This window comes from Janthinobacterium sp. GMG2 (assembly GCF_033949445.1).
Classification (GTDB): Bacteria; Pseudomonadota; Gammaproteobacteria; order Burkholderiales; family Burkholderiaceae_D; genus Janthinobacterium; species Janthinobacterium aestuarii.
On record NZ_JAXAWA010000003.1, the window covers coordinates 791,488 to 813,835 of the forward strand.

The window sequence follows — 22,348 nt, forward strand, 5'->3', positions numbered from 1 at the left end:
AAGGTCGAATGTATGGGACTTCTCCCATGGTATCACTGCGGCCGCGCCAGGCGCATCGTCAGGCCGATGGGCGACATCACAAAACCCATCAGTTCCTGCGCCTCGCCGCCATCGGGCGTGTCGACGCCGGCGATGTCGAAGCTGCCCAGCAGCATGGCCATGGCGATCTTGATTTCCAGCAAGGCCAGGTAGCGGCCCGGGCACGTTCGCAAGCCGGCACCGAAAGGCATGGCGGCGCGCTTGTTGTTCGCCTCGCCGCCTTCCAGCCAGCGTTCGGGCTGGAAACCCTGTGCATCGGGAAAGTGTGCATCAGACACGCTGTCGTGGCGCATCACGCACCACAGCATGCTGCCGGCGGGCACGGCCACGTCGCCCACCACCGTGTCGCGCAGCGCTTCGAGCGGAATGTAGGGCGCCACGGGTTTCAAGCGCATGGCCTCGCTGGCGCAGGCGCCCAGGTAGTCTAGGCTATCCATTTGCGCCACGGTGAACTGCGTCACGTCGGGTGCCAGGCGCCGCACTTCCTCGCGCGCCTTGGCCAGGCTGTGCGGATGGCGCTGCAACAGGTAGATGATCCAGGAAATCGTGTTGGCCGTCGTGTCTTCGCCGGCCAGCAGCATGGTCAGCACATTGCCGGCCACGGCGCGGTCGTTCACGCCGCTGCCGGGTTCGTCTGCGGCGGCGATCATGGCTTCGAGCAGGTTGGGCGGGCGCACGCGCCGCGCGGGGTCTTGTTCCATGCGTTCGCGCGCCTGCCGCACCAGTTGCGCCACGGCCACGTCCAGCGCCGCCACGTCGCGGTCCAGGCGCCGGTCAACGGGCAGCTTGACGTAGCGCCAGTACGGCAGCATCGACAGGCTGCGCCGCGCCACGGCGGGCAGGATGGCGTCCAGGTGGCGCTGGATCACGTCCTCGCCCGATTCGAGCGTGTTGACTTCCGTGCCGAAGGCCAGGCCGGCGATGATGTCGACCGTGTAGCGCTTCAGGTCGCCGTCCAGGTCGATCGCCTGCCCTTGCATGGCGGCAAGCTGCCAGCGCCGCTGCAGGCGCTGCGCCACCGTCACTAGCGCGGGAAAATACGCCTTGATGGCGCCCGGTGCCATGCCGGCCATCACCATGCGGCGCTGGTTGCGCCACTCGCTGCCTTCGGCCAGGAAGACGCCGGGATTGCCGCCCATTTCCTCCGAGACGATGTAGCTGCTGAGGGGGCGGCGGAAACCATCGGGACGGTCGCGCAGCACGGCGGCCACAGCCTCGCTGTCGGCCACCACCAGTACCAGGGTGCGGCCGAACCAGGCACGCATGAAAGGTCCATAGCGGCGTACCCATCCTTCCACGTCGCGGTGGATGCGCGGCAGCCGCACTTGCATGGCGTTGCCAATGATGGGCAAGGCGAATGGCCCCGGCAACTGGCGGATCTGGCGCAGGGTGGTGGCGGGTGCGGCGGCGTGGTCGAGTGGTGGCATGGAAAGCTCCTGTTGTCGTGGGAACGATGGCTAGACTCTAGCGCGCTTGCGCGCACGCGTCTTGAACGAATACGACATCGCGCGCGGCCAAAAATTGCCGGTACAATCGTCGCCATGCCTGCCGCCTCCACGCCCCTGACCCGTTTGATCGCGCCGCGCACCGCGCTCGCTTCCTGCGTGCGCGCCTTCCTCGTGCGCGACACCACGCATTGCGCGCCGCTGCCGCCCGCGCAGCGCCTGAACCGCTTTCCCGCCACGCCCATGTGCTGCCTGCTGTGGACGGTCGCGGGCGACGTCGAGGCGGCCGCGCCCGGTCCCGACCTGCTGCACGTGCGCATGCCGCCCGCCCTGTTCAGCGGGCCGCGCGGCTATCCGCTGGTCAGCTATAACCCCGGCCCCGTGCACTCGTTCATGGTGATGCTGTATCCGGCCGCCCTGCATGCGCTGACGGGCATCGACATGGCGGCCCTGTTCGACCAGGTACGCCCGCTGGAACCGCTGTTCGACGCCGACTGGCTGGCCTTGTCCGACGCCGTGCTTGCCGCGCCCGACGATGCAGCGCGCATCGCGCTGGTGGAAGCATTCCTGGCGCCGCGCTGGGCGCTGGCGCGCAAGAGCGGCGACCATCCCACCGGCGCCATCCAGGACTGGGTGCGCCGCCTGGGCGTACAGGCGGCCTCGACGGGCCTGGCCAGCGGCGCGCGCAATATCGAGCGCCGCATCAAGGCCTGGGCCGGCCAGCCCATGCGCACCCTGCGACGCATGCGCCGCGCGGAACAGTCGTTTCTCGACGCACGCGAGGCCATGCTGCAAGGCAATGCTTCTTGGACCGATATCGCCGCCGAGGGCGGCTACGCCGACCAGGCCCACCTGTGCCGCGAAGTGCGCGCCATCACCGGCCTGAGCCCCACCGAACTGGCACGCGCCAGCCGCGAAGATGAAAGTTACTGGATCTACAGGATATGGGCGTAATCCGGCCGGTGGTGATGTCGGATTACGCGGCGTACCGCCGCTAATCCGACCTACCCGTGGGGGCGAGTAGGTCGGATTAGCGTGGCAACGCCACGCGTAATCCGACAACATCGTCGGCGTGGCCGGTGGTTATGCCGACCTACCGCTCGCTGTACACCTTGCCCTTGGACAGGGTCACTTCATGGTGCCCCGCGCCGGGCGCCATCATGGGGAAGCAGTTTTCTGCGCCATGCACGCGCACGTCGAGGAAGTACGGGCCGTCGGATGCCAGGCAGGCCGCCAGCGCCGCGTCGAGGTCTTCGCGCCGGCTCACCGTCTGCGCCTGCCAGCCGAAGGCGCGGGCCAGGGCGACGAAATCGGGCAGCGCTTCCGTATAGCTGTGGCTGTAGCGCCCGTCATGGATGAGTTCCTGCCACTGGCGCACCATGCCCATGTAGCCATTGTTCGACAGCACCACTTTCACGGGCAGGCGGTGCTGCACGGCCGTGGCCAGTTCCTGGATATTCATCAAAATCGACGCGTCGCCGCTGACGCACACGACGCATTTTCCCGGATGGGCGATCTGCGCGCCGATGGCGGCCGGCAGTCCATAGCCCATGGTGCCGGCGCCGCCCGAGGTCAGCCAGCGGCGCGGCTGCTCGAAGCGCAAATGCTGCGCCGCCCACATCTGGTGCTGGCCCACGTCGGTGGACACGATGGCGTCCTGTCCGTCCAGGGCCGCCTGCAGCCGGCGCATCAGCGCCTGCGGCGCGATCACGTCCGGCGTGTCGTCGAACGCCAGCGAGTCCTGCGCGCGCCAGCCGTCGATGCGCTGCCACCACGGCTGGCGGTCCGCCAGCAGGCGGCCGCGCAGCTGCGCCAGCAATGCCGCCAGCACGGGCGCGCAATCGCCGCGCAGGGCCACGTCGGCGCGCACCACCTTGTTTATCGACGCCGGGTCGATATCGACGTGGATGATTTTCGTACCGGGGCAGAAGGCATCGAGCCTGCCCGTGACCCGGTCGTCGAAGCGGGCGCCCACGCAGACGATCAGGTCCGCATGGTGCATGGCCAGGTTCGCTTCCAGAGTGCCGTGCATGCCCAGCATGCCGAGGAAGGCCGGGTGCGAGGCGGGAAAGGCGCCCAGGCCCAGCAGGGTCAGGGTGCAGGGCGCGGCCGCCAGTTTCACCAGCTGCTGGAAAGCGGCGCAGGCATCGAGGCCGGAATTGATGAGGCCTCCGCCGCCATAGAACACGGGCTGGCGCGCGTTGGCGATCAGGCTGGCGGCCTGCTCGATATCGGCCGCCTCGGGCAGGGGGGCGGCGACGTTGGCGACGGATGGCGGCGGCGTGTTGGCCGCGACCTGCGCCAATTGCATATCCTTGGGAAAATCGATCAGCACGGGGCCCGGCCGCCCTTGCGTGGCTTGCACGTACGCTTCGTGCACGACGGCGGCCGTCTCGTCGGCCGTGCGGATTTGCCGGTTCCACTTGGTGACGGGGCGCGAGATGCCCAGCGCGTCGCATTCCTGGAAGGCGTTCGTGCCGATGCTGGTGGTGGCCACCTGGCCGCTGATGCAGATGACGGGAATCGAATCGCACAGGGCGTCGAGCAAGCCCGTGGTGGTATTGCTCATGCCGGGGCCGGAGGTGACGAAGACGACGCCGGGCCGCCCCGTGCTGCGCGCATAACCCTCGGCCGCGTGCACGGCCGCCTGTTCGTGGCGCACGAGCACGTGGCGCAAGCGCGGTTGCGCGTGCAGCGCGTCGTACAGGGGCAGCACGGCGCCGCCCGGGTAGCCGAAGACGGTGTCGACGCCCAGGGCCAGCAGGGTGTCGATCAGGGTGCTGGCGCCGTTGCGCGGCGCAAGATCGTGGGCGGGAGCGAGGAGGGGGGCGGGATCGGGTTTCATGTGTCTATTTTCTGCTTGCCCTGGCAGAAAAGGCTGCTGGTTTTCTCGTATAAAATGCCTTGATCAGCAAAATTTGCTGCAAACATGGGAAATTGCAAAATGAAGCTCGACAAATTCGACCTCGCCATCCTGACGGCCCTGCAGCAGGATGCCCGCATCAGCCTGCACGAACTGAGCGCCAAGGTGGGCCTGACTTCGTCGCCGTGCTGGGCGCGCATCAAGCGCATGGAGGACGACGGCGTCATCGAAGGCTACACGGTGAACGTCAACGCGGCCAAGGTAGGGCTGGCCGACACCGTCATCGTGCAAGTGACCCTGGACGACCATTCCGACCAGGCCCTGTTCGAATTCGGCCACGCGCTGGCCATGATCCCGGAAGTGCTCGAAGCGTTCCTCGTCTCCGGCGACTACGACTACTACCTGCGCATCGCGGTCAGCGACACGCGCGACTATGAACGGCTGCTGCGCGAGCGTTTATACAAAATTCCCGGCATCCGCCACAGCAAATCGAGTTTTGTGCTGCGCCAGCTCAAGCAGAGCTATCTGCCCTTGCAGCGATAGCCTGCCCGCACGGCGGGAGTTTTTCCCTAGTTCATCGATGGTGGCTGTCCGATACTGGACAGACATAAAAACCATGATAAAAACGGGGACCCGCATGAAACTGACTTTATTGGCTGCCGCTGCCATGGCGCTGTGCCAGGCGCAGGCCGCCGAGCCTGCTGCCGCCAGCCTGGCCGCGAACTTGGCCGCCTCGGGCGACTTGCCCACCGTTACCATCACGGGCAGCATGCCGTTGCCCACCGTGGAGCAGCCGCGCGATGCGCTGGCCGCGCCCGTGCAGACGGCCAGCGCGCAGCAGATCGCCGCCAGCGGCGCGCTCGATATTTCCGCCTTCCTGCGCCGCAACCTGGGCAGCGTCTACGTGAACGAAGTGCAGAACAACCCGTTCCAGCCCGACGTCAGTTACCGCGGCTATACGGCCTCGCCGCTGCTGGGCACGCCACAGGGACTGTCCGTGTACCTCGACGGCATGCGCCTGAACCAGCCATTTGGCGACGTCGTCAGCTGGGATTTGATACCGCGCCTGGCGATCGCCTCGCTGACCCTGATGCCCGGCTCGAATCCCCTGTTCGGCCTGAACACCCTGGGTGGCGCGCTGGCCCTGCGGACCAAGGATGGCAAGAGCCACCCGGGCACCGCCATCGAGGCGCGCCTGGGTTCAGATCAACGGCGCGCCGTGGAAGTTGAACATGGCGGCAGCAATGCGCAGGGCTGGCACTGGTACGTGACGGGCAACCGCTTCAAGGAAGATGGCTGGCGTGACGATTCGCCATCCGACGTGCGCCAGGTGTTTGGCAAGCTGGGCTGGGGCGATGCGCGCACCGATATCGCCGTCACCGTGGCCCACGCGGACAATGCGTTGACGGGCAACGGCTTGCAGGAACAGCGCCTGCTGGCGCGCGACTACCGCAGCGTCTACACCAAGCCCGACTTGACGAAAAACAGGTCGACCCTGTTGAATCTGACGGGCAAGCACCAGGCCAGCGCTGCCTTGCTCTTGTCCGGCAATGTCTACTACCGCAAGATCGACACGCACACCTTCAATGGCGACCTCAACGACGAGTCGCTCGACCAGTCCGGCTACCAGCCCGGCGCGGCCGAGCGCGCGGCCCTGGCGGCGGCCGGCTACACGGGCTTTCCCGTCAGCGGGGCAAATGTGACCAATACGCCGTTTCCGAAGTGGCGCTGCATAGCCAACGTGCTGCTGAATGACGAGCCGGCCGAAAAATGCAATGGCATGATCAACCGCAGCCATACCGAGCAGGAAAACTATGGTTTTTCCGGCCAGTTCACCGCGCTGGCCGACGTGGCGGGCGCGCGCCATGCCGTCACGGCCGGCGCCGCCTTCGATGCCAGCCACGCCACGTTTCGCCAGACCAGCCAGTTCGGCTATCTGAACCCGGACCGCGGCATCATGCCCGTCGATTTCTTTGCCGACGGCACGCAAATCGACGACGATGGCACGCCCGTCGACAATCGGGTCGACTTGAGCGGGCGCATGCGCACCTGGAGCGTGTATGCGAGCGACAGCATCGCGTTCAATCAAGACTTGACCCTGACCATCTCCGGCCGCTACAACCGCAGCACGGTGCGCAACCGCGACGCCATCACGCCGGGCGGCGGCAGCGGTTCGCTCGATGGCGACCACCGTTTCAGCCGCTTCAATCCCGCCATCGGCCTGGCCTATGCGCCAGTCAAGGGCGTGAGCGCCTACCTCGGCTACAACGAAGGCAGCCGCACGCCGACGGCCATCGAGCTTGGTTGCGCCGACCCGGACAACCCTTGCCGCCTGCCCAACGCCATGGCTGGCGACCCGCCCTTGAAACAGGTGGTGACGAAGACGTGGGAAGCGGGCGTGCGCGGCCAGTGGGGCGAGGTGGCGCGCTGGAGCGCGGGCCTGTTCCGAGCGGAAAACCACGACGATATCCTGTTTGTGGCCGACAACCAGGCCGGTTTCGGCTACTTCAAGAATTTCGGCAAGACGCGTCACCAGGGCATGGAGCTGGCGCTCGACGGCAAGGCGGGCGCGCTGGACTTCGGCGTCAACTACACGTGGCTGCAGGCGACGTACCAAAGCCGGGAAACCGTCAACGGCAGCGCCAACAGCAGCAGCGACGCCGAGGCGCCCGGCCTCGAAGGCAATATCGCCATCACGCCGGGCAAGCGCATTCCCCTCACGCCCAGCCATATCCTGAAGGCGCACATGGAGGTTCAGGGTGGACGCGACTGGACGGTGGGCCTGGCCATGATGGCCGTGTCGAGTTCCTATGCGCGCGGTAATGAAAACAATGCGCACCAGGCGGGCGGGCCAGCGTACCTGGGCGCGGGCAAGAGCGGCGGCTACGCCGTGGTCGAGCTGAACGGCAAATACCAGCTGACACGGCAACTGAGCGTGTTCGCCCAGGTGAATAATCTGTTCGACCGACACTATGCGACGGCGGCCCAGCTGGGCGCGACGGGATTCGATGCCAACGGCAATTTCAGTGCCCGGCCGCTGCCGGCCGTGAACGGCGGGTATCCGATGGTCAACGCGACCTTCTATGCGGCCGGCGCGCCGCGCAGCGTAAATGTGGGCTTGCGCTACGCGTTTTAAGGGAGGATGTGCTCGATGACGCCATTGCGCAAGGCCAAGTGGACGAGGGCGGCGGGGCCGGGCACGTCGAGCTTTTCTTTGATGCAGGTCTGGTGGTTGGCCACCGTCTTGCTGCTCAGGTGCAGCAGGCGGGCGCAGTCGGCGGCGCTGCGGCCTTCGGCCAGCAGGCGGAAGATTTCGAATTCGCGCTGGCTCAGGCTGCTCAAGCGCTGCGCTTCCATGCTGGCAGTGCCTTGCAGCACGCCCGGTGCGCTGTGCGGATCGAGGTAGCGCCGGCCCGCATGGGCGGCGCGCACGGCGTCGACCAGGTGTTCCGGGTCGGCCTGCTTGCTGACGAAGCCGCAGGCGCCGCCCTCAAACGCGCGGGCGATCAGCTGCGGCGTGTCGTGCATGCTGAACACGAGCACGCGGGCGCCGGCGTCGCGGGCGAGCAGCTTGCGCAGCAATTCCAGGCCGCCGATGCCGGGCATGGACAAATCCGTCACGCAGACGTCGGGCGCGTGCTCCTGGTACAAACCATACGCCGTTTCGCCATTGCCCGCCTCGGCCACGACGGCGATGTCGCCGCCCTGTTCCAGCAGGCGCCGGTAACCGGTGCGCACCACCGGGTGGTCGTCGACCAGCATCACGCGGATTGGGGTCATGGCTGCGTTCATGCCGCACCTGCCGCCAGCGGCATCGCCACTTCGATGCGCAAGCCGTTGCCCAGCGCGCTGATCCAGCGGATATGGCCGCGCAGGCCGGCCACTCTTTCGCGCATGCCCAGCATGCCGAAGCCATCTGCCGGCGTTTTGTCTGGATGCAAACCCTGGCCATTGTCTTCGATGGCCAGGTGCAGCAAGCCGTGCGCATCTGCGCGCAATTCCACCGTGGCCCGGTCGGCGCCCGCGTGGCGCGCCACGTTCGTCAAGCCTTCCTGCACCAGGCGGTAGATGGCGGTGGCGGTGCAGTCGTCGAGGCTGGCGGGAATGGCGTGCGGCGCGAAATGGCAGGCGATGCCGTGCTGCTGGGACCAGCTGTCGCACAGCGCCTGCAGGGCCGGCGCCAGGCCCAGGCTGTCGAGCACGGGCGGGCGCAGCCGGCGCAGCATGGTGCGCACCATCGCATGCAGCGCTTCCGACGAGCGCGCGATGCTGGCCGCGCACGCCTGCACGTTCGCCTGGTCGCCATCGCGCGCGCGCAGGATGTAGCTGGCGGCCGCGCGGATGGCGGTGCAGTCCTGTCCCACTTCATCGTGCAGCTCGCGCGCCAGCGCGCAGCGTTCCTCCTCCTGCGCGCGCAGCAGGCGCTGCGTGAGGGTGCGGTTTTGTGCCAGCAGCAGCGCCACCTGGCGTCCGCGCCGCACGGCAAAGCCGGCCAGGGCCAGCGCCAGCAACAACAGGCTCAGGGCCAGTTCATCGAGTTGCCAGTGCTCTTGGCGCCACAGCGCGTAGGTCAGCCGTTCGGCCAGGTCCAGCCTGGCGGCCAGCAGGAAAAAAGCCAGCGCCAGCACGCAGCACACGAGGAGGCGCCGGGCCGGCCGCGTGCCTGCGCTGCCGTTGCTGGCAAATTGATGGTGTTCCATGATGCTGCTCCCTGAGCGCGGTCGATTCCCTTGTTGTGCAAGCTTCATGCCATCGCGCAGGGGCTGTGGCCGGGCGCGTGGCGGGGAGACAAGTGTTCCAGGATGGAACAGGTGTACCGCGATGTGACGGGGATGACGGCGCGGCAGGCGCGGTTTTCGAGCTTATCTGAAGTCGCGCCGGCGCGCTGGCGCGCACGTCTGCGGTGCGAGGCATTGTTGTTCCGATGTAACGTTGAGATTGCTCAAGCTTTCATAGATAAAACAAAACAAAGTATCGCAGAGTTAGATAAAAAATAAATAAATGATATTAAAAATATGATATTTGTTTTGTGTGGTTTGCTATATTTGTTGACACTTTTGTGAAAAAGCTGAAAGCGGGCGCGAGACCTGCCGACCTATCTATCCACAACAACCAAGGGAATAGAATGAATCGTCCATCACATGCGCGGGTATCGCCCGCCACCGCCGATCGGTCCGCTACCCGCGGCCGCGCCACCATCCTGGCCGCGCTGGCCACCTTGTCCGTGCTGGCCTCGGCGCCGGCCATGGCCGGTGTCCTGACCTTCGATAATTTGCCCCCCGACGTGTATGAAAGCGGCCAGACGCTCAATACGTCGAGTTACAACCTGCTGTTCCTGGCCGACCCGACCACGGCGGCCGGCGGCGGCGTCAGCGGCGTGGGCGCCATCCTCGATGGCCGCGTGGGCTCGTCGTGCGATATCGCCGCCTGCCCGCAGGGCGCCACCGGCAACTACCTGGCCATCCTCAACGATGGCGGCGTGAATTTCGCGCGTGCCGACCACCAGGCGTTCAGCCTGGCCGGTTTCGACTATTCCTTCATCGCGCCCGTTTCCGGCTTGCCCAACATGCAGTGGGGCAAGCTGCAACTGAGCGGCACCCTCAGCAACGGCCAGGTGGTCAGCACGTCGCTGGCGTTTCCGGGCCAGGGCAGCGATGGCAATTACCATTTCCAGAGCGCATCCCTGCTGGGCGGCTTCAGCAACTATTCCTTCACGGGCCTGACCTTCAACGCCTGCATTTTCAATGACACTGGCGCGTGCAGCAATTCCATCGATTTCCCCGCCTTTAACCAGGGCCAGTTTGCGCTCGACAATATCAACATCAGCGCCGTGCCGGAACCGTCGACCTACATGCTGCTGCTGGCCGGCCTGGGCGCCATCGGCATGCTGTCGCGCCGCCGCGCCGGCAAGTTCGCAGCGTTCACCGTGCAAGGAGCGTGAGATGAAACTACGTCCCGTCTCTCTCGGTATCCTCCTGCTGGCCGCCAGCCTGGCGCAAGCGGCGCAGGCGCAGGAACGCCGCTCCTACATCGTGCAGCTGGTCGACAAGCCGGCCGCCACCTACACGGGCCAGGTCGACGGCCTGGCCGCCACCAAGCCGGCCCCGGGCGCGCGCATCAACGTGGGCGCCGCCGATGTGCAGGCCTATCTGAGCTACCTCGACACCAAGCAGGCCGCCGTGGCCGGCACTGTCAGCGCGGCGGAAATCACGCACCAGTACAGCGTCGTCTTCAACGGCTTTTCCGCCTTGCTGACGGACGATGAAGTGCGGGCCCTGAAGAAAAACAGCGGCGTGGCCAGCATCAGCGCCGACTCCATCCTGCAGCTCGACACCAGCTACACGCCCACCTTCCTGGGCCTGGACAAGCCGGGCGGCCTGTGGGAACAACTGGGCGGCAAGACACACGCGGGCGAAGACATCATCATCGGCATCGTCGACAGCGGCATCTGGCCCGAGAACACGGCCTTTGCCGACCGCCTCGACGAGAACGGCGTGCCCAGCCACAGCGGCAGCAACGTCGTGTACGGCGCACCGCCGGCCAGCTGGCAGGGCACTTGCCAGACGGGCGAGGGATTCTCCGCCGAGAATTGCAACAACAAGCTGATCGGCGCACGCTACTACCGCGCTTCCACGTCGGCGCTGCACTGGACGGAATTCCTGTCGCCGCGCGATTCCGTCGCCGGCCTGACGGGGCACGGCGGCCATGGCACGCATACGGCATCCACGGCCGGCGGCAACAATGGTGCCCTGGCCACCTCGAACGGCGTGTCGCTGGGCAAGGCCTCGGGCATGGCGCCGCGTGCCCGCATCGCCGCCTATAAAGTCTGCTGGACGGCCGCATCGACGGGCCGCAACGGTTGCGCCACGGCCGACAGCGTGGCCGCCATCGACCAGGCCGTCAAGGATGGCGTCAACGTCATCAACTTCTCCATCGGCCCGAACGCGGGCGGCGGCGCCTTCGACGAGCCGACGGAAGTCGCCTTCCTCGGCGCGGCGGCGGCCGGCGTGTTTGTCGCCACGTCGGGCGGCAATTCCGGCCCATCCACGCCAGCGCCCGACGTGCCGGCGCCCGTCTCGCACATCAGCCCGTGGCTGGCGACGGTGGCCAATTCCACGCACAACCGCCTGTATGCGGGCAATGTCATCCTCAGCAATGGCACCAGGCTGGAAGGCGCGTCGAGCAATGCGAAGACGCCGGCGCTGCCGCTGATCCGCTCGCGCGATGCTGGCCTGGCCGGCGTGTCGCCGACGGACCTCAATCTGCTGCGCTGCTTCGGCGGTGCAGATGCCACCTCCGCTTATCTGGACCCGGCGAAAGTGGCGGGCAAGATACTCGTGTGCGACCGCGGCGGCAACGTACTGGTCAACAAGAGCGCGAATGCCAGGACGGCGGGCGCGGCGGGCGTGGTCATCGCCAACGTGGCCGGCGGCGCCAACACCATCATCAACCAGGCGCACACGCTGTCGACCGTGCACCTGGCGCAGGCGCAGGGCGACGCGCTGAAGGCTTTCATGGCGTCCAATCCGGACGGCACGGCGGCATTGGGCGAAATCCATACGATCGCCGACACGACGGTGCAGGCGCCGATCGTCAGCGACCGTTCCTCGCGCGGACCGAACGTGGCCAACGCGAACATCCTGAAACCGGATATGTCGGCGCCCGGCACCAACATCCTCGCCGGCGTGACGGCCGACCTGACCCCGGCGCAGCGCGATGCCGTGGCGGCCGGCGGCGCGGCGCCCGTGGCGGAATGGGATTTCTATTCCGGTACTTCGATGGCCAGCCCGCACGTGGCCGGCGTGGCGGCGCTGCTCAAGCAGCAGCATCCGAGCTGGTCGCCCGCGGCCATCAAGTCGGCGCTGATGACGACGGCGTTCAGCACGTATCCCGATGGCTTGAACGGTTCCGTGTCGTGGGATGCCACGGCGAAGAACTCGGGCCAGCTGCCGTGGGGCCAGGGCGCCGGCCACATCGCGCCGAACAGCGCGGCCGATCCCGGCCTCGTGTACGACGTGTCGGAAATCGACTATGCGCGCTTCCTGTGCGGCCTGAACCTGAAGGTCTACAGTCCCGCCACTTGCCAGGCCGTCGGCACCATTCCTGCCTACAACTTGAACCTGGCGTCGCTGACGGCGGCCAACGTGCTGGGCACGCAAGTGCTGACGCGCACGGTGACCAACGTGGGCGCCAGCAGCGCCGTCTATAACGTCTCTGCCAGCCTGCCCGGCTACACGGTGGCGGTGACGCCAACGAGTTTGAGTCTGGCGCCGGGCGCCAAGGGCCAGTACCAGGTCAAGCTGACGCGCACGACGGCGCCGGCCAATACCTGGACCTACGGCGCCCTGAGCTGGACGGATGGCACGCACACGGTGCGCAGCCCGCTGACGGCGCGCGGCACGTCGCTGGCCGCCATTCCGTTGGTCAGCAGCGAAGCGGCCACGGGCAGCAAGGTGCTGACCCTGGGCACGGGCTTCACGGGTGCGCTGGTCGGCGTCAAATCGGGCCTCGTCGAAGCCGTGCGCCAGACGCGCACGATTGGCCAGGCCAACAACAGCACGGCCTCGGCCAGCTGCAAGGCCGGTGGCGCCACGGGTGTGAACGTGCACAACGTGGTGATCCCGGCCGGCACCCTGGCGGCGCGCTTTGCCACCTACGATACGGAAACGACGGGCGGCGCGAATACCGACATGGACATGGAGGTCTACAACGCTGCCAATGTATTGGTCGGCAGCAGCGGCAATGAAAGTTCCAATGAGCAGGTGGAACTGCGCCTGCCAGCCGCCGGCACCTACAAAGTGTGCGTGATCGGTTTTGCGCCGCAAAACGGCCAGGCCGATTACACCTTGTCGTCGTGGGTGCTGGCGCCGGGCTTGAACAACGGCAGCTTCAAGGCGCTGATGCCGGGTACGGCCTTCATGGGCGGCACCGCGTCTGTCTCGCTGAGCTGGTCCAACCTGGCCGAAGGCAAGCGCCACCTGGGCGCCGTCGGCTACCAGGTCGCTGGCGTGGTGCAGGGCGTGACGGTGATCGAGGTCAATACCAATGACCCCGTGCCGCTGTTCCAGAACGCGCGCGGCGCCAAGCCGGTGCTGGCTGAATAAATCGTTCATTTTGTGAACGCAAGGCGTGCCTCCGGGCACGCCTTTTTTTTAACGGAGACCCCCGTTCGGGAGGAATAGCACTTGCATGGCGGTAACGCCCCCGGTATCTTGTCGGATAGCCATGGCTTTGTGGCCTGGCATTCTTGGGGAGTCGCGCGTGACCAGTTTCCGCACCAATACCGACCGCCTGCTGGAAGTGCGCCTGCAGGATGAAAAAGTGCTGGCGATTGCCGGCGCGATGGTCGCCTATACAGGCGCCATCAAATTTGAAAAGTCCCTGCTCGGCGGCGAGGGCCTCTTCGGCGCGCTCAAGCGCAAGGTGACGAACGAAGGCATGCAGGTGATGCAGGCTTCAGGCACGGGCACGGTGTTTTTCGCGCAGAATGCGGCCGAGATCACCGTCATGGCGCTGGCCGGCGAAAAGCTGACCATCGAAAGCAGCAGCCTGCTGGCCTACGACACGAGCCTGAAGACGGGCACCAGCTTTGCGGGCTTGCGCGGCGCCAGTTCGGGCCAGGGCCTGTTTTCCACCACCGTCGAAGGCCACGGCAACCTGGCCGTCATTTCGCGCGGCAACCTGATCATGCTGGAAGTGACGCCCGCGCATCCGCTGCGCGTGGACCCGGACGCTTTCGTCGGTTTCAAGGGCGACATCCGCCAGGAATTCGTTTTCGACGTCAACTGGCGCACGATGATCGGCCAGAGCTCGGGCGAATCGTACCAGCACAAATTCACAGGCCAGGGCGTGGTGTTCATCCAGCCCGCCGAACGTTAAGTTACGCTAGGAGCAGCCATGCCTGTCTATCAGCAGATCAATGAAAAGATGCTTGAGGTCAAACTCGGCAATGAAGAAGTGTTCGCGCGCAAGGGCGCCATGGTGTCGTACCAGGGCGACGTGGCGTTCAGCCGCTCCTTCCTGGCCGGCCAGGGCGTGCAAAGCCTGGCCATGCGCGCCGTCACGAACGAAGGCTACGCCATGATGTCGGCGCGTGGCACGGGCAGCGTGTTTTATGCGCAGGGCGGCCTGTTCGTCACCATCGTTCCCGTGCGCGGCGAAACGTTTTACGTGGAAAGCGATTCCCTGCTGGCCTTCGATGCGCGCCTGACGGCCGGCACCATGTTCCTCGGCAACCAGGGCGGCGTGCAGGGCGTGGTGCGCGGCATGGCCTCGGGCCAGGGCTTGTTTACCACCACCTTGCAGGGTACGGGCGACGTGGCGATTTTGTCGGACGGCAACGCCATCGGCTTGCCCGTCACGCCGGACGTGCCCGTGTTTGTCGACCCGCAAGCGTATATCGGCCACACGGGGCAGCTGAGCTCGACCATCGTCACGGACTTGAACTGGAAAACCTTCGTCGGCCAAGCGTCCGGCGAATCGTACCAGGTGAAGTTCACGGGCCAGGGCACGGTCTACATCCAAGCGAGCGAAAGGTAAGCCATGACGATTTACACTCCCGATACCTTGCCCAAGAACGATAACCTGAACCGTTTTTCGTATGTCATCGACGTCAAGGAACAGATATTCATTCGCAAGGGCAAGATGATCGCCTTCTATGGCGAACTGCGCTTCGAAGCCATGGGCAGCAGCGTGCTCGATCTGATCGTGCGCAACGCCTTCAATGCCCCGAAATACATCCACCACTTTGTCGTCGCGCAAGGGCAGGGACAATTGATATTGGGCGACAACGGCAACGACCTGGCCTGCTACGACCTGGACAACGCCAACATGACCATCCGCGCGAAAAACCTGCTGGGTTTTACGAAGGATGTGATTTGCCAGGAATCGACCTTGCCCGGCTATCTGACCATGATAGGCACCGGTAAAGTCATCGCCTCGTCGAACGGCCCCGTGCATTTCCTCGAGTTGCCATGCCGCGTGGACGAGCAGGCCGTGCTGGGCTGGGCCGATTGCCCCAGTCCTTCGTATCACTACGATTACGCCCACGTGCAGGGCTGGGCCTCGGCCGCCGGCGCGCTCACGGGCTTTACCCTGTCGGGCGAGGAAAAGCAGATCGACTTCACGGGCGCCGGCACGGTGCTGGTGCAGTCGTCCGAGCTGGACGTGACGGGCAGCTCGGCCCTGGCCAACCTGCTGGCGCAATTGCCGATGCTGGGCAAGGAAGACCTGGGAACCTTGAGCTTGTCCGTGCAGCAGCAGATGAAGCAGGAGCGTTAAGTTATATTACGGCCGCGCCCAGTTGGGCGGCCGCTTTTCCAGGAAGGCAGTCACGCCTTCTTCCGCATCCTCTTCCATCATGTTGCGCGCCATTACGTCGCCCGCATACGCGTACGCGTCGTCCAGCGGCAGCTGGCGCTGCCGGTAGAACATCTGCTTGCCGTAGCGGATGGCCGTCGGGCTTTTCGCCATGATCTGCTGCGCCAGGCGCGCCACGGCCTCGTCGAGCGCCGCGTCGGCCACCGTTTCATTGATCAGGCCCCAGTCGGCTGCCGTGTCAGCGTCGATGAAGCGCCCCGTCACCAGCATGTCGAAGGCCCGCTTGGGCGACACATTGCGCGACAGGGCGACCGATGGCGTGGCGCAGAACAGGCCCACGTTGATGCCGGAGACGGCAAAGCGGGCCGATGCGCCCGCCACGGCCAGGTCGCAGCTGGCGACCAATTGGCAGCCGGCCGCCGTGGCGATGCCGTGCACGCGGGCAATCACGGGCACGGGCAAGCTTTGAATGGCTTGCATCACGCGCGAGCATTGCGCGAACAGGGTTTGATAATACGCAAGCTGGCGCGTCGCCTGCATCTGGCGCAAATCGTGGCCCGCGCAAAAGGCTTTGCCTTCGGCGGCCAGCACCACGCAGCGCACGTGCGGCTGTTGCGCGATCGTGTCGAGCGCTTCCTGCAGCGCGGCCAGCATGGCTTCGGACAGGGCATTGAATTGCAGCGGGCGGTTCAGCCGCAGGGTGACGAGGCCATCGTGCTCCTCGCGCAGCACCAGCGGCGTGTCGGTATCATGTGTTGCGGTCATGCGGTCTCCAGTGGCCTGATGGCCTTGTTGTTCTAGGAAATCTTATTTTGCGGCATTGACGCTGCCGATGCCGGCGATCGATTTGTGCACGATCTTCGGCTTGCCGTAGTAGGTCAGTTCGCCCATGCCGCGCACCACGGCGTTCAGCTCGCCCGAGGAATACACCTTGACGGAGCCGATGCCGTCGAAATTCACATCGACGTTTTTCGCCAGCAAGGCTTTCGTATCGACTTCGCCCACGCCTTGCGCCTTCAGGCGCAGCCAGTCGACCTGGCCATCGGCGGCCAGGCGGCCCGCGCCCTTGTAGCTGATGTCGACCCGGGGGCCATTGAGCTTGGTGAGGATTTTTTCGCCCGCGCCTTCCGCGATCAGCTTGCGCAAGGTGGGCATGGTGATGATGATGCGCGGGTCGCCCTCGGTCTTCTTGATGTCCTTGTCCTTCATGGAAATTTTCAGCTCGCCATCGACCACTTCCGTGATGACGCCGCTGAGGAATTTCTGGTCGCCGCGCAGCAGCAGGCTTTGCTCCTTGCCCGATTCCACTTCGATGCTGATGGGGCCGCGGATGTCGATGGCGTTGAAGGCGGCTACCGTGCGGGTTTGCTCGTCCGCATGCGCGAGGGCCGAGAGGCAGGCGAGGGACAGGACTGACAACAGGAACAGAGGACGCATGGCGGTTTCCTTGAGTAGTTGATCAGTGTATTCTATGTTGCAACATCTCCAAGGGGGAGAAATTTGCGATGAACGGCACAAATCGCGGTGCCGATGACACGCCGCGGCCGGCCAGCCGCGCGCCCGGCAAGGCGCCGTTGGTCTATGCTATGGCGTACCGCGTCCTGGAGACCAGATGAAAAATTACCACAAAGAAGATTATCCCGTCGCCGATATCCGGCGCTTCCTCGAACCGGGGCCGGTGGTGCTCGTCAGTTCAACGTGGCAGGGCGAAAGCGACGTCATGACCATGGCCTGGCACATGCTGATGGAATTCACGCCATCGTTGCTGGGCTGTTTTATTTCCGACGCGAACCATAGCTATGAAATGATCAAGCGCAGCATGGAGTGCGTGATCAACCTGCCCACGGCCGACATGGTCGACCAGGTGGTCGCCATCGGCAATTGCAGCGGTGAAGACACGGACAAGTTCACGGCCTTCGGCCTGACACCGCAACCAGCCGAACTGGTGGGCGCGCCCCTGATCGCCGAGTGCTACGCCAACTTCGAATGCAAGCTGGCCCAGGTGGCGGGCAATCCGAAAGGCGGCTTCTTCATCTTCGAGTGCGTGAAAGCCCACGTGGCCACCTCGCCCAAGCTGCCGGAAACGTTACATTACCGCGGCAACGGCGAGTTCATGGTGTCGGGCCGGACCATCAGCCGCAAGAGCTTGATGAAGCCAGAAATGTCGTAGGTCGGCGTAGGTCGGATTAGGCGCAAGGCGCCGTAATCCGACACCACCGTTGGCCGATGATTAAATCACGCCCTGCGCCAGCATCGCATCGGCCACTTTCACAAAGCCGGCGATATTGGCGCCATCGACATAGCTGACCGTGCCATCGGCGCGCGTGCCGTATTGCTTGCACGCGGCGTGGATGCCCTGCATGATCTGCAGCAACCGCGCATCGACTTCCTCGCGCGGCCAGGAAATTCGGGCCGCGTTCTGGCTCATTTCCAGGCCGGACGTGGCCACGCCGCCCGCATTGCTGGCCTTGCCCGGCGCGTACAGCACGCCGGCCGCTTCGAATGCCTTGGCTGCCTCGATGGTGGTGGGCATGTTGGCGCCTTCGGCCACGCATTGCACGCCATTGGCGATCAAGGTGCGCGCGTCGTCGATATGCAATTCATTTTGCGTGGCGCAGGGCAGGGCGATGTCGACCGGCACATGCCATGGCGACACGCCGGCCTCGAAGCGCACGCCCGTGCGCGCGGCGTAGTCGCTGACCCTGCCATACAAATGGTTCTTGACCTCCATCAGGATGGCCAGTTTTTCCGGCGTAAAGCCTGCCTCGTCGATGACGGTGCCGCTCGAATCGGAGACGGTGATGACTTTCGCGCCCATCGCCATGGCTTTTTCCACAGCGTACTGCGCCACGTTGCCCGAGCCGGACACGGACACGCGCATGCCTTCGAACGAGCGGCCCCGCGTTTTCAGCATTTCCTGTGCAAAATATACGGTGCCGTAGCCCGTCGCTTCCGGGCGCATCAGCGAGCCGCCGAAGCTGGCGCCCTTGCCCGTAAACACGCAGTCGGCGCGGTTGCTGAGCTTTTTCATCATGCCTGCCATATAGCCCACTTCGCGCCCGCCCACGCCGATGTCGCCGGCCGGCACGTCCGTGTCCGAACCCACGTGGCGGAAGAGTTCGCTCACGAAGGCCTGGCAGAAACGCATCACTTCGCCCGGGCTCTTGCCCTTTGGATCGAAGTCGGAACCGCCCTTGCCACCGCCCATGGGCAAGGTCGTCAGCGCATTCTTGAACGTCTGCTCGAAAGCGAGGAATTTCAGCACGGACAAGGTCACGGAAGGGTGGAAGCGAATGCCGCCCTTGTACGGTCCGATGGCCATGCTGTGCTGGATGCGGTAGCCGCGGTTGACTTGCACCTGCCCGTGGTCATCGACCCACGACACGCGGAACATCACCACGCGCTCCGGCTCGATCAAGCGTTCCAGCAAGCCTTGTTCCGCGTATTTCGGGTGCTGTTCCAGGAACGGCCACAAGCTCTCCATGACTTCGGTGACGGCTTGCAGAAACTCGGGTTGACCTGGATTGCGTGCGGCGACATGCTGGACATACTCGTGAGCAGATGCGTATTTCATCAGAATTCCATGGAGGTAATCGGTTATTTGGGAAACTATCATCGCAGATTTCGCACAAAAATGGTGCGGAAATTTGGTTTTGAGGGGTTTCTGCTACATTGTGGGGATTTTTTGGGATGCTGCGGCCGATGCGAGCCGTAAACGACAACGCCAGCCCTAAGGCTGGCGTTGTCGTCATTCTTGCGTGCCTGGCTGGTCAAGCCAGGACAGGGATCACCCCGCCATGCCGCGCAAGATCAAGCCCGTGATGTAGGCGCCGTAGGTGCCCAGCGCGTAGCCGAGCACGGCCAGCAGGACGCCCACGGGGGCCAGGGATGGGTGGAAGGCGCTGGCGATGACGGGGGCCGAGGCGGCGCCGCCGATGTTCGCTTGCGATCCCACGGCCATGAAGAACAGGGGCGCGCGGATCAGCTTGGCGACGAGCAGCATCAGGCCGCCATGCACGGCGATCCAGATCAGGCCCAGCAGGAACAAAAATGGCTTGTCGAACAGGGCTTTCAAGTCCATGTGCATGCCGATGGTAGCCACCAGCACGTACAGCATGGCCGAGCCGATGGTCGAGGCGCCCGCGCCTTCCAGGCTGCGTGCTTTGGTAAAGCTGAGCAGCAGGCCGAAGGTGGTGGCGAGCACGACGATCCAGAAGAAGTTCGACGTCAGGCTGTAATCCTGCAGGCGCCATGCGGCGGGCAGGGTGTTGATCCAGCTGATGATGGGGCCGGCCAGGAAGTGCGACAGGCCCGTCACGCCCAGGCCCACGCCGAGGATGATCATGATGTCGGTCAGGTTGGCTACGCGCGCGTGCTGGGCGCGGTAGCTTTCGATGCTGTCCTTGAGCGCATTGATGGCCGTCAAGTCTGCACCCGTCCAGCGGTCGAAGGCGCCCGCGCGGCCGGCCAGGAACAGCAGCACGGCCGTCCAGACGTTGGCTACCAGCACGTCGACGGCGACAAACTGGCCAAACATGGTGGCATCCACTTCAAATACTTCCTTCATGGCCGCCTGGTTGGCGCCGCCGCCTATCCACGAGCCGGCGACAGTCGTCATGCCGCGCCACGTGTCGCCGGCCACCGTTTCCGGGTGGATCAAACGCAAGGCTTCGAACGAGACGAGGGCGCCCAGCATGACGCCCAGGGTGCCCGTCAAAAACATGATGATGGCCTTGGGGCCGAGGCGGATGATGCCGCCGAAGTCGATGGCCACGCACAGCAGCACCAGCGCGCTGGGCAGCAGGTAGTCGCGCGCCACGGCGTACAGGCCGGACGCGTTGCCGTCGATGATGCCGAACGTGTTGAGCAACGCCGGGATCAAATAGCACATCAGCAGCGACGGGATATACGTGTAGAACTTTTTCCAGAAGCCGTCTGGGCGGGAAGCGCTCCAGAAGACGGCTCCCAGGGTCATGGCGAGCAGGCCGAGGACGACGGCGTCATTGGTGATCAGGGCGGGTGTGGCAGGTGGCATCGGGGATTCCGGTGAACGTGTCAGGGACGCACGGGATGCCGATAAGGCCCCCGGGCGCGGGTGGCCGTATCGTATAGCAATGTTGAAGCCTAAACAAATTATTTAGGTAGTGCCAGCCGGAATTTTTCTTGTCAAATCAAACACTTGTAGACTGCTTCGCTACCCCGCGCAGCAGACTGGCGGTTACAAATAACGGGCCAGCAAGGCCTTGTCGAGAGCGCCGTCAAGTTCGATGCGCACGAAGTGGCCGCTGCCGGGCGCCACCTGGATCTCTTTGCCGTCATCGCTGAGCATGCGGGTAATGGTGACGTCGCGGTTGCCGCCCGGATGCACGGCCTCGATGCGGTCGCCCACGGCGAAGCGGTTTTTCACTTCCACCCTGGCCCAGCCGTCCGCCACGCCCAGCACGTCGCCCACGTACTGGCTGCGGTCCGCCTCGGACGCGCCGCGCATGTAGTTCTGGTGCGCCTGGGTATGGTGGCGCTGGTAAAAACCGTCCGTGTAGCCGCGGTTGGCCAGGCCTTGCAGCTGGCCCAGCAGGCTGATGTCGAAGGGGCGGCCCGCGACGGCGTCATCGATGGCCTGGCGGTAGACTTGCGCCGTGCGCGCCGCGTAGTACAGCGACTTGGTGCGGCCCTCGACCTTCAGCGAATCGACGCCGATTTTAACCAGGCGCTCGATATGCTCGACGGCGCGCAAGTCCTTCGAATTCATGATGTAGGTGCCGTGCTCGTCTTCGAGTATCGGCATCAGCTGGCCCGGGCGCTGGGCTTCTTCAATCAGATAGGGCTGGTCGGCCAGCGGGTGGCGCGGTTGCTGGTGCAGGGTGGAAAACGCATTGTTGTCGGCCTCGACCAGCGCCTGATGGAATTCCAGCGGCACCACCTGCATGCCGCCCAGGTCGCCGCTGGCGTCTTCGGACGCATTTTTCACCTTGTAATCCCAGCGGCAGGAATTCGTGCACGTGCCCTGGTTCGGGTCGCGGTGGTTGAAATAACCGGACAGCAGGCAACGGCCTGAATAGGCGATGCACAGCGCGCCGTGAACGAAGACCTCGAGCTCCATTTCCGGGCAGCGCTGGCGGATTTCCTCGATCTCGTCGAGCGACAGTTCGCGCGACAGGATCACGCGCGTCAAGCCCATGCGGTGCCAGAATTTGACGTCGGCCCAGTTGACGGCATTCGCCTGCACCGACAGGTGTACGGGGACGTCCGGCCACTTGTCGCGCACCATCATGATGAGGCCCGGGTCGGCCATGATCAGCGCGTCGGGGCGCATGGCGATCACCGGTTCCATGTCGCGCAAATACGTTTTCAGCTTGGCGTTGTGGGCGAAGATATTGCTGGCGACAAAGAATTGCTTGCCGCGCGCATGCGCGCCATCGATGCCTTCCTGCAAGGCTTGCAAGGTCGAAAAATCGTTATTGCGCACGCGCAAGCTGTAGCGTGGCTGGCCCGCGTAGACGGCGTCGGCGCCAAAGTCGAAGGCGGCGTGCATCTTGGCCAGGGAGCCGGCAGGCAGGAGGAGTTCGGGAGCGTGGCGCATGGAGGATGGGCAAAGCCGGCGATTGTATGCTGGCTGGCCGCATATTGCATTGCCTTGGATCAAGGGATTGATATCCGCTGCCGGGGTGCTCAGGCGTCAGGC

Annotated in this window: 18 protein-coding genes; 9 read left to right on the plus strand and 9 right to left on the minus strand. The window is 64.9% G+C overall.

The window, feature by feature from the left end:
- Positions 1-32 precede the first annotated feature (32 nt).
- The gene (locus tag SKZ59_RS15595) at positions 33-1,466 is read right to left on the minus strand and encodes a cytochrome P450 (protein WP_319992254.1); all 1,434 of its coding nucleotides are present in this window, start codon (positions 1,464-1,466) and stop codon (positions 33-35) included.
- 114 nt (positions 1,467-1,580) lie between these two features.
- Here SKZ59_RS15595 and SKZ59_RS15600 point away from each other — a divergent pair, with 114 nt between their 5' ends.
- The gene (locus SKZ59_RS15600; RefSeq protein ID WP_319992255.1) at positions 1,581-2,438 is read left to right on the plus strand and encodes an AraC family transcriptional regulator; all 858 of its coding nucleotides are present in this window, start codon (positions 1,581-1,583) and stop codon (positions 2,436-2,438) included.
- Positions 2,439-2,577: 139 nt separating this feature from the next.
- On the opposite strand, the gene ilvB is transcribed toward SKZ59_RS15600, so the two are convergent.
- The gene (gene ilvB / locus SKZ59_RS15605; RefSeq protein ID WP_319992256.1) at positions 2,578-4,329 is read right to left on the minus strand and encodes a biosynthetic-type acetolactate synthase large subunit; all 1,752 of its coding nucleotides are present in this window, start codon (positions 4,327-4,329) and stop codon (positions 2,578-2,580) included.
- Positions 4,330-4,428: 99 nt separating this feature from the next.
- On the opposite strand from ilvB, the gene SKZ59_RS15610 reads away from it, so the two are divergent.
- Both SKZ59_RS15610 and SKZ59_RS15615 read left to right on the plus strand, forming a co-directional pair.
- On the plus strand, positions 4,429-4,890 hold the full coding sequence (locus SKZ59_RS15610; protein WP_034784295.1) for an Lrp/AsnC family transcriptional regulator: 462 nt from the start codon (positions 4,429-4,431) through the stop codon (positions 4,888-4,890).
- A 94-nt stretch (positions 4,891-4,984) separates the two neighbouring features.
- The gene (locus tag SKZ59_RS15615) at positions 4,985-7,483 is read left to right on the plus strand and encodes a TonB-dependent receptor (protein ID WP_319992257.1); all 2,499 of its coding nucleotides are present in this window, start codon (positions 4,985-4,987) and stop codon (positions 7,481-7,483) included.
- Here the strand turns inward: SKZ59_RS15615 and SKZ59_RS15620 are convergent.
- Both SKZ59_RS15620 and SKZ59_RS15625 read right to left on the minus strand, forming a co-directional pair.
- Positions 7,480-8,127, minus strand: coding sequence for a response regulator transcription factor (locus SKZ59_RS15620; protein WP_319992258.1), 648 nt, complete (start codon positions 8,125-8,127; stop codon positions 7,480-7,482). The two genes, SKZ59_RS15615 and SKZ59_RS15620, sit on opposite strands and share 4 nt — an antisense overlap.
- A gap of 8 nt (positions 8,128-8,135) precedes the next feature.
- Positions 8,136-9,047 (minus strand): histidine kinase, encoded by a 912-nt coding sequence (locus SKZ59_RS15625; protein ID WP_319992259.1) that lies wholly within the window; start codon positions 9,045-9,047, stop codon positions 8,136-8,138.
- Between the two features lie 425 nt (positions 9,048-9,472).
- On the opposite strand from SKZ59_RS15625, the gene SKZ59_RS15630 reads away from it, so the two are divergent.
- The 5 genes from SKZ59_RS15630 to SKZ59_RS15650 all read left to right on the plus strand — a co-directional run bounded on the left by SKZ59_RS15630 (position 9,473) and on the right by SKZ59_RS15650 (position 15,627).
- The gene (locus tag SKZ59_RS15630) at positions 9,473-10,288 is read left to right on the plus strand and encodes an NF038120 family PEP-CTERM protein (RefSeq protein ID WP_319992260.1); all 816 of its coding nucleotides are present in this window, start codon (positions 9,473-9,475) and stop codon (positions 10,286-10,288) included.
- Between the two features lies 1 nt (position 10,289).
- On the plus strand, positions 10,290-13,451 hold the full coding sequence (locus SKZ59_RS15635) for a S8 family serine peptidase (RefSeq protein WP_319992261.1): 3,162 nt from the start codon (positions 10,290-10,292) through the stop codon (positions 13,449-13,451).
- Positions 13,452-13,572: 121 nt separating this feature from the next.
- Positions 13,573-14,226, plus strand: a complete 654-nt coding sequence (locus tag SKZ59_RS15640) for an AIM24 family protein (protein ID WP_319992263.1) — start codon at positions 13,573-13,575, stop codon at positions 14,224-14,226.
- Between the two features lie 18 nt (positions 14,227-14,244).
- On the plus strand, positions 14,245-14,886 hold the full coding sequence (locus SKZ59_RS15645) for an AIM24 family protein (RefSeq protein WP_034753503.1): 642 nt from the start codon (positions 14,245-14,247) through the stop codon (positions 14,884-14,886).
- Between the two features lie 3 nt (positions 14,887-14,889).
- Positions 14,890-15,627: an AIM24 family protein gene (locus SKZ59_RS15650; RefSeq protein WP_034753505.1), complete on the plus strand. Its 738-nt coding sequence runs from the start codon at positions 14,890-14,892 to the stop codon at positions 15,625-15,627.
- A 6-nt stretch (positions 15,628-15,633) separates the two neighbouring features.
- Here the strand turns inward: SKZ59_RS15650 and SKZ59_RS15655 are convergent, their stop codons facing one another.
- Both SKZ59_RS15655 and SKZ59_RS15660 read right to left on the minus strand, forming a co-directional pair.
- On the minus strand, positions 15,634-16,431 hold the full coding sequence (locus tag SKZ59_RS15655; RefSeq protein ID WP_319992264.1) for an enoyl-CoA hydratase: 798 nt from the start codon (positions 16,429-16,431) through the stop codon (positions 15,634-15,636).
- Between the two features lie 42 nt (positions 16,432-16,473).
- Entirely contained in the window at positions 16,474-17,103 is a 630-nt protein-coding gene (locus SKZ59_RS15660; RefSeq protein WP_319992265.1) for a head GIN domain-containing protein, read from the minus strand.
- A gap of 175 nt (positions 17,104-17,278) precedes the next feature.
- On the opposite strand from SKZ59_RS15660, the gene SKZ59_RS15665 reads away from it, so the two are divergent.
- Complete coding sequence (locus SKZ59_RS15665; RefSeq protein ID WP_034753508.1) at positions 17,279-17,836, plus strand: flavin reductase family protein; 558 nt, start codon at positions 17,279-17,281, stop codon at positions 17,834-17,836.
- Between the two features lie 60 nt (positions 17,837-17,896).
- Here SKZ59_RS15665 and gdhA read toward each other — a convergent pair whose 3' ends face one another.
- From gdhA to yegQ, 3 genes are all read right to left on the minus strand, one after another.
- Complete coding sequence (gene gdhA / locus SKZ59_RS15670; protein ID WP_034753510.1) at positions 17,897-19,240, minus strand: NADP-specific glutamate dehydrogenase; 1,344 nt, start codon at positions 19,238-19,240, stop codon at positions 17,897-17,899.
- A 213-nt stretch (positions 19,241-19,453) separates the two neighbouring features.
- Positions 19,454-20,701: a DUF819 domain-containing protein gene (locus SKZ59_RS15675; protein WP_072457140.1), complete on the minus strand. Its 1,248-nt coding sequence runs from the start codon at positions 20,699-20,701 to the stop codon at positions 19,454-19,456.
- A 183-nt stretch (positions 20,702-20,884) separates the two neighbouring features.
- On the minus strand, positions 20,885-22,246 hold the full coding sequence (gene yegQ, locus SKZ59_RS15680; protein ID WP_319992266.1) for a tRNA 5-hydroxyuridine modification protein YegQ: 1,362 nt from the start codon (positions 22,244-22,246) through the stop codon (positions 20,885-20,887).
- Positions 22,247-22,348 lie beyond the last annotated feature (102 nt).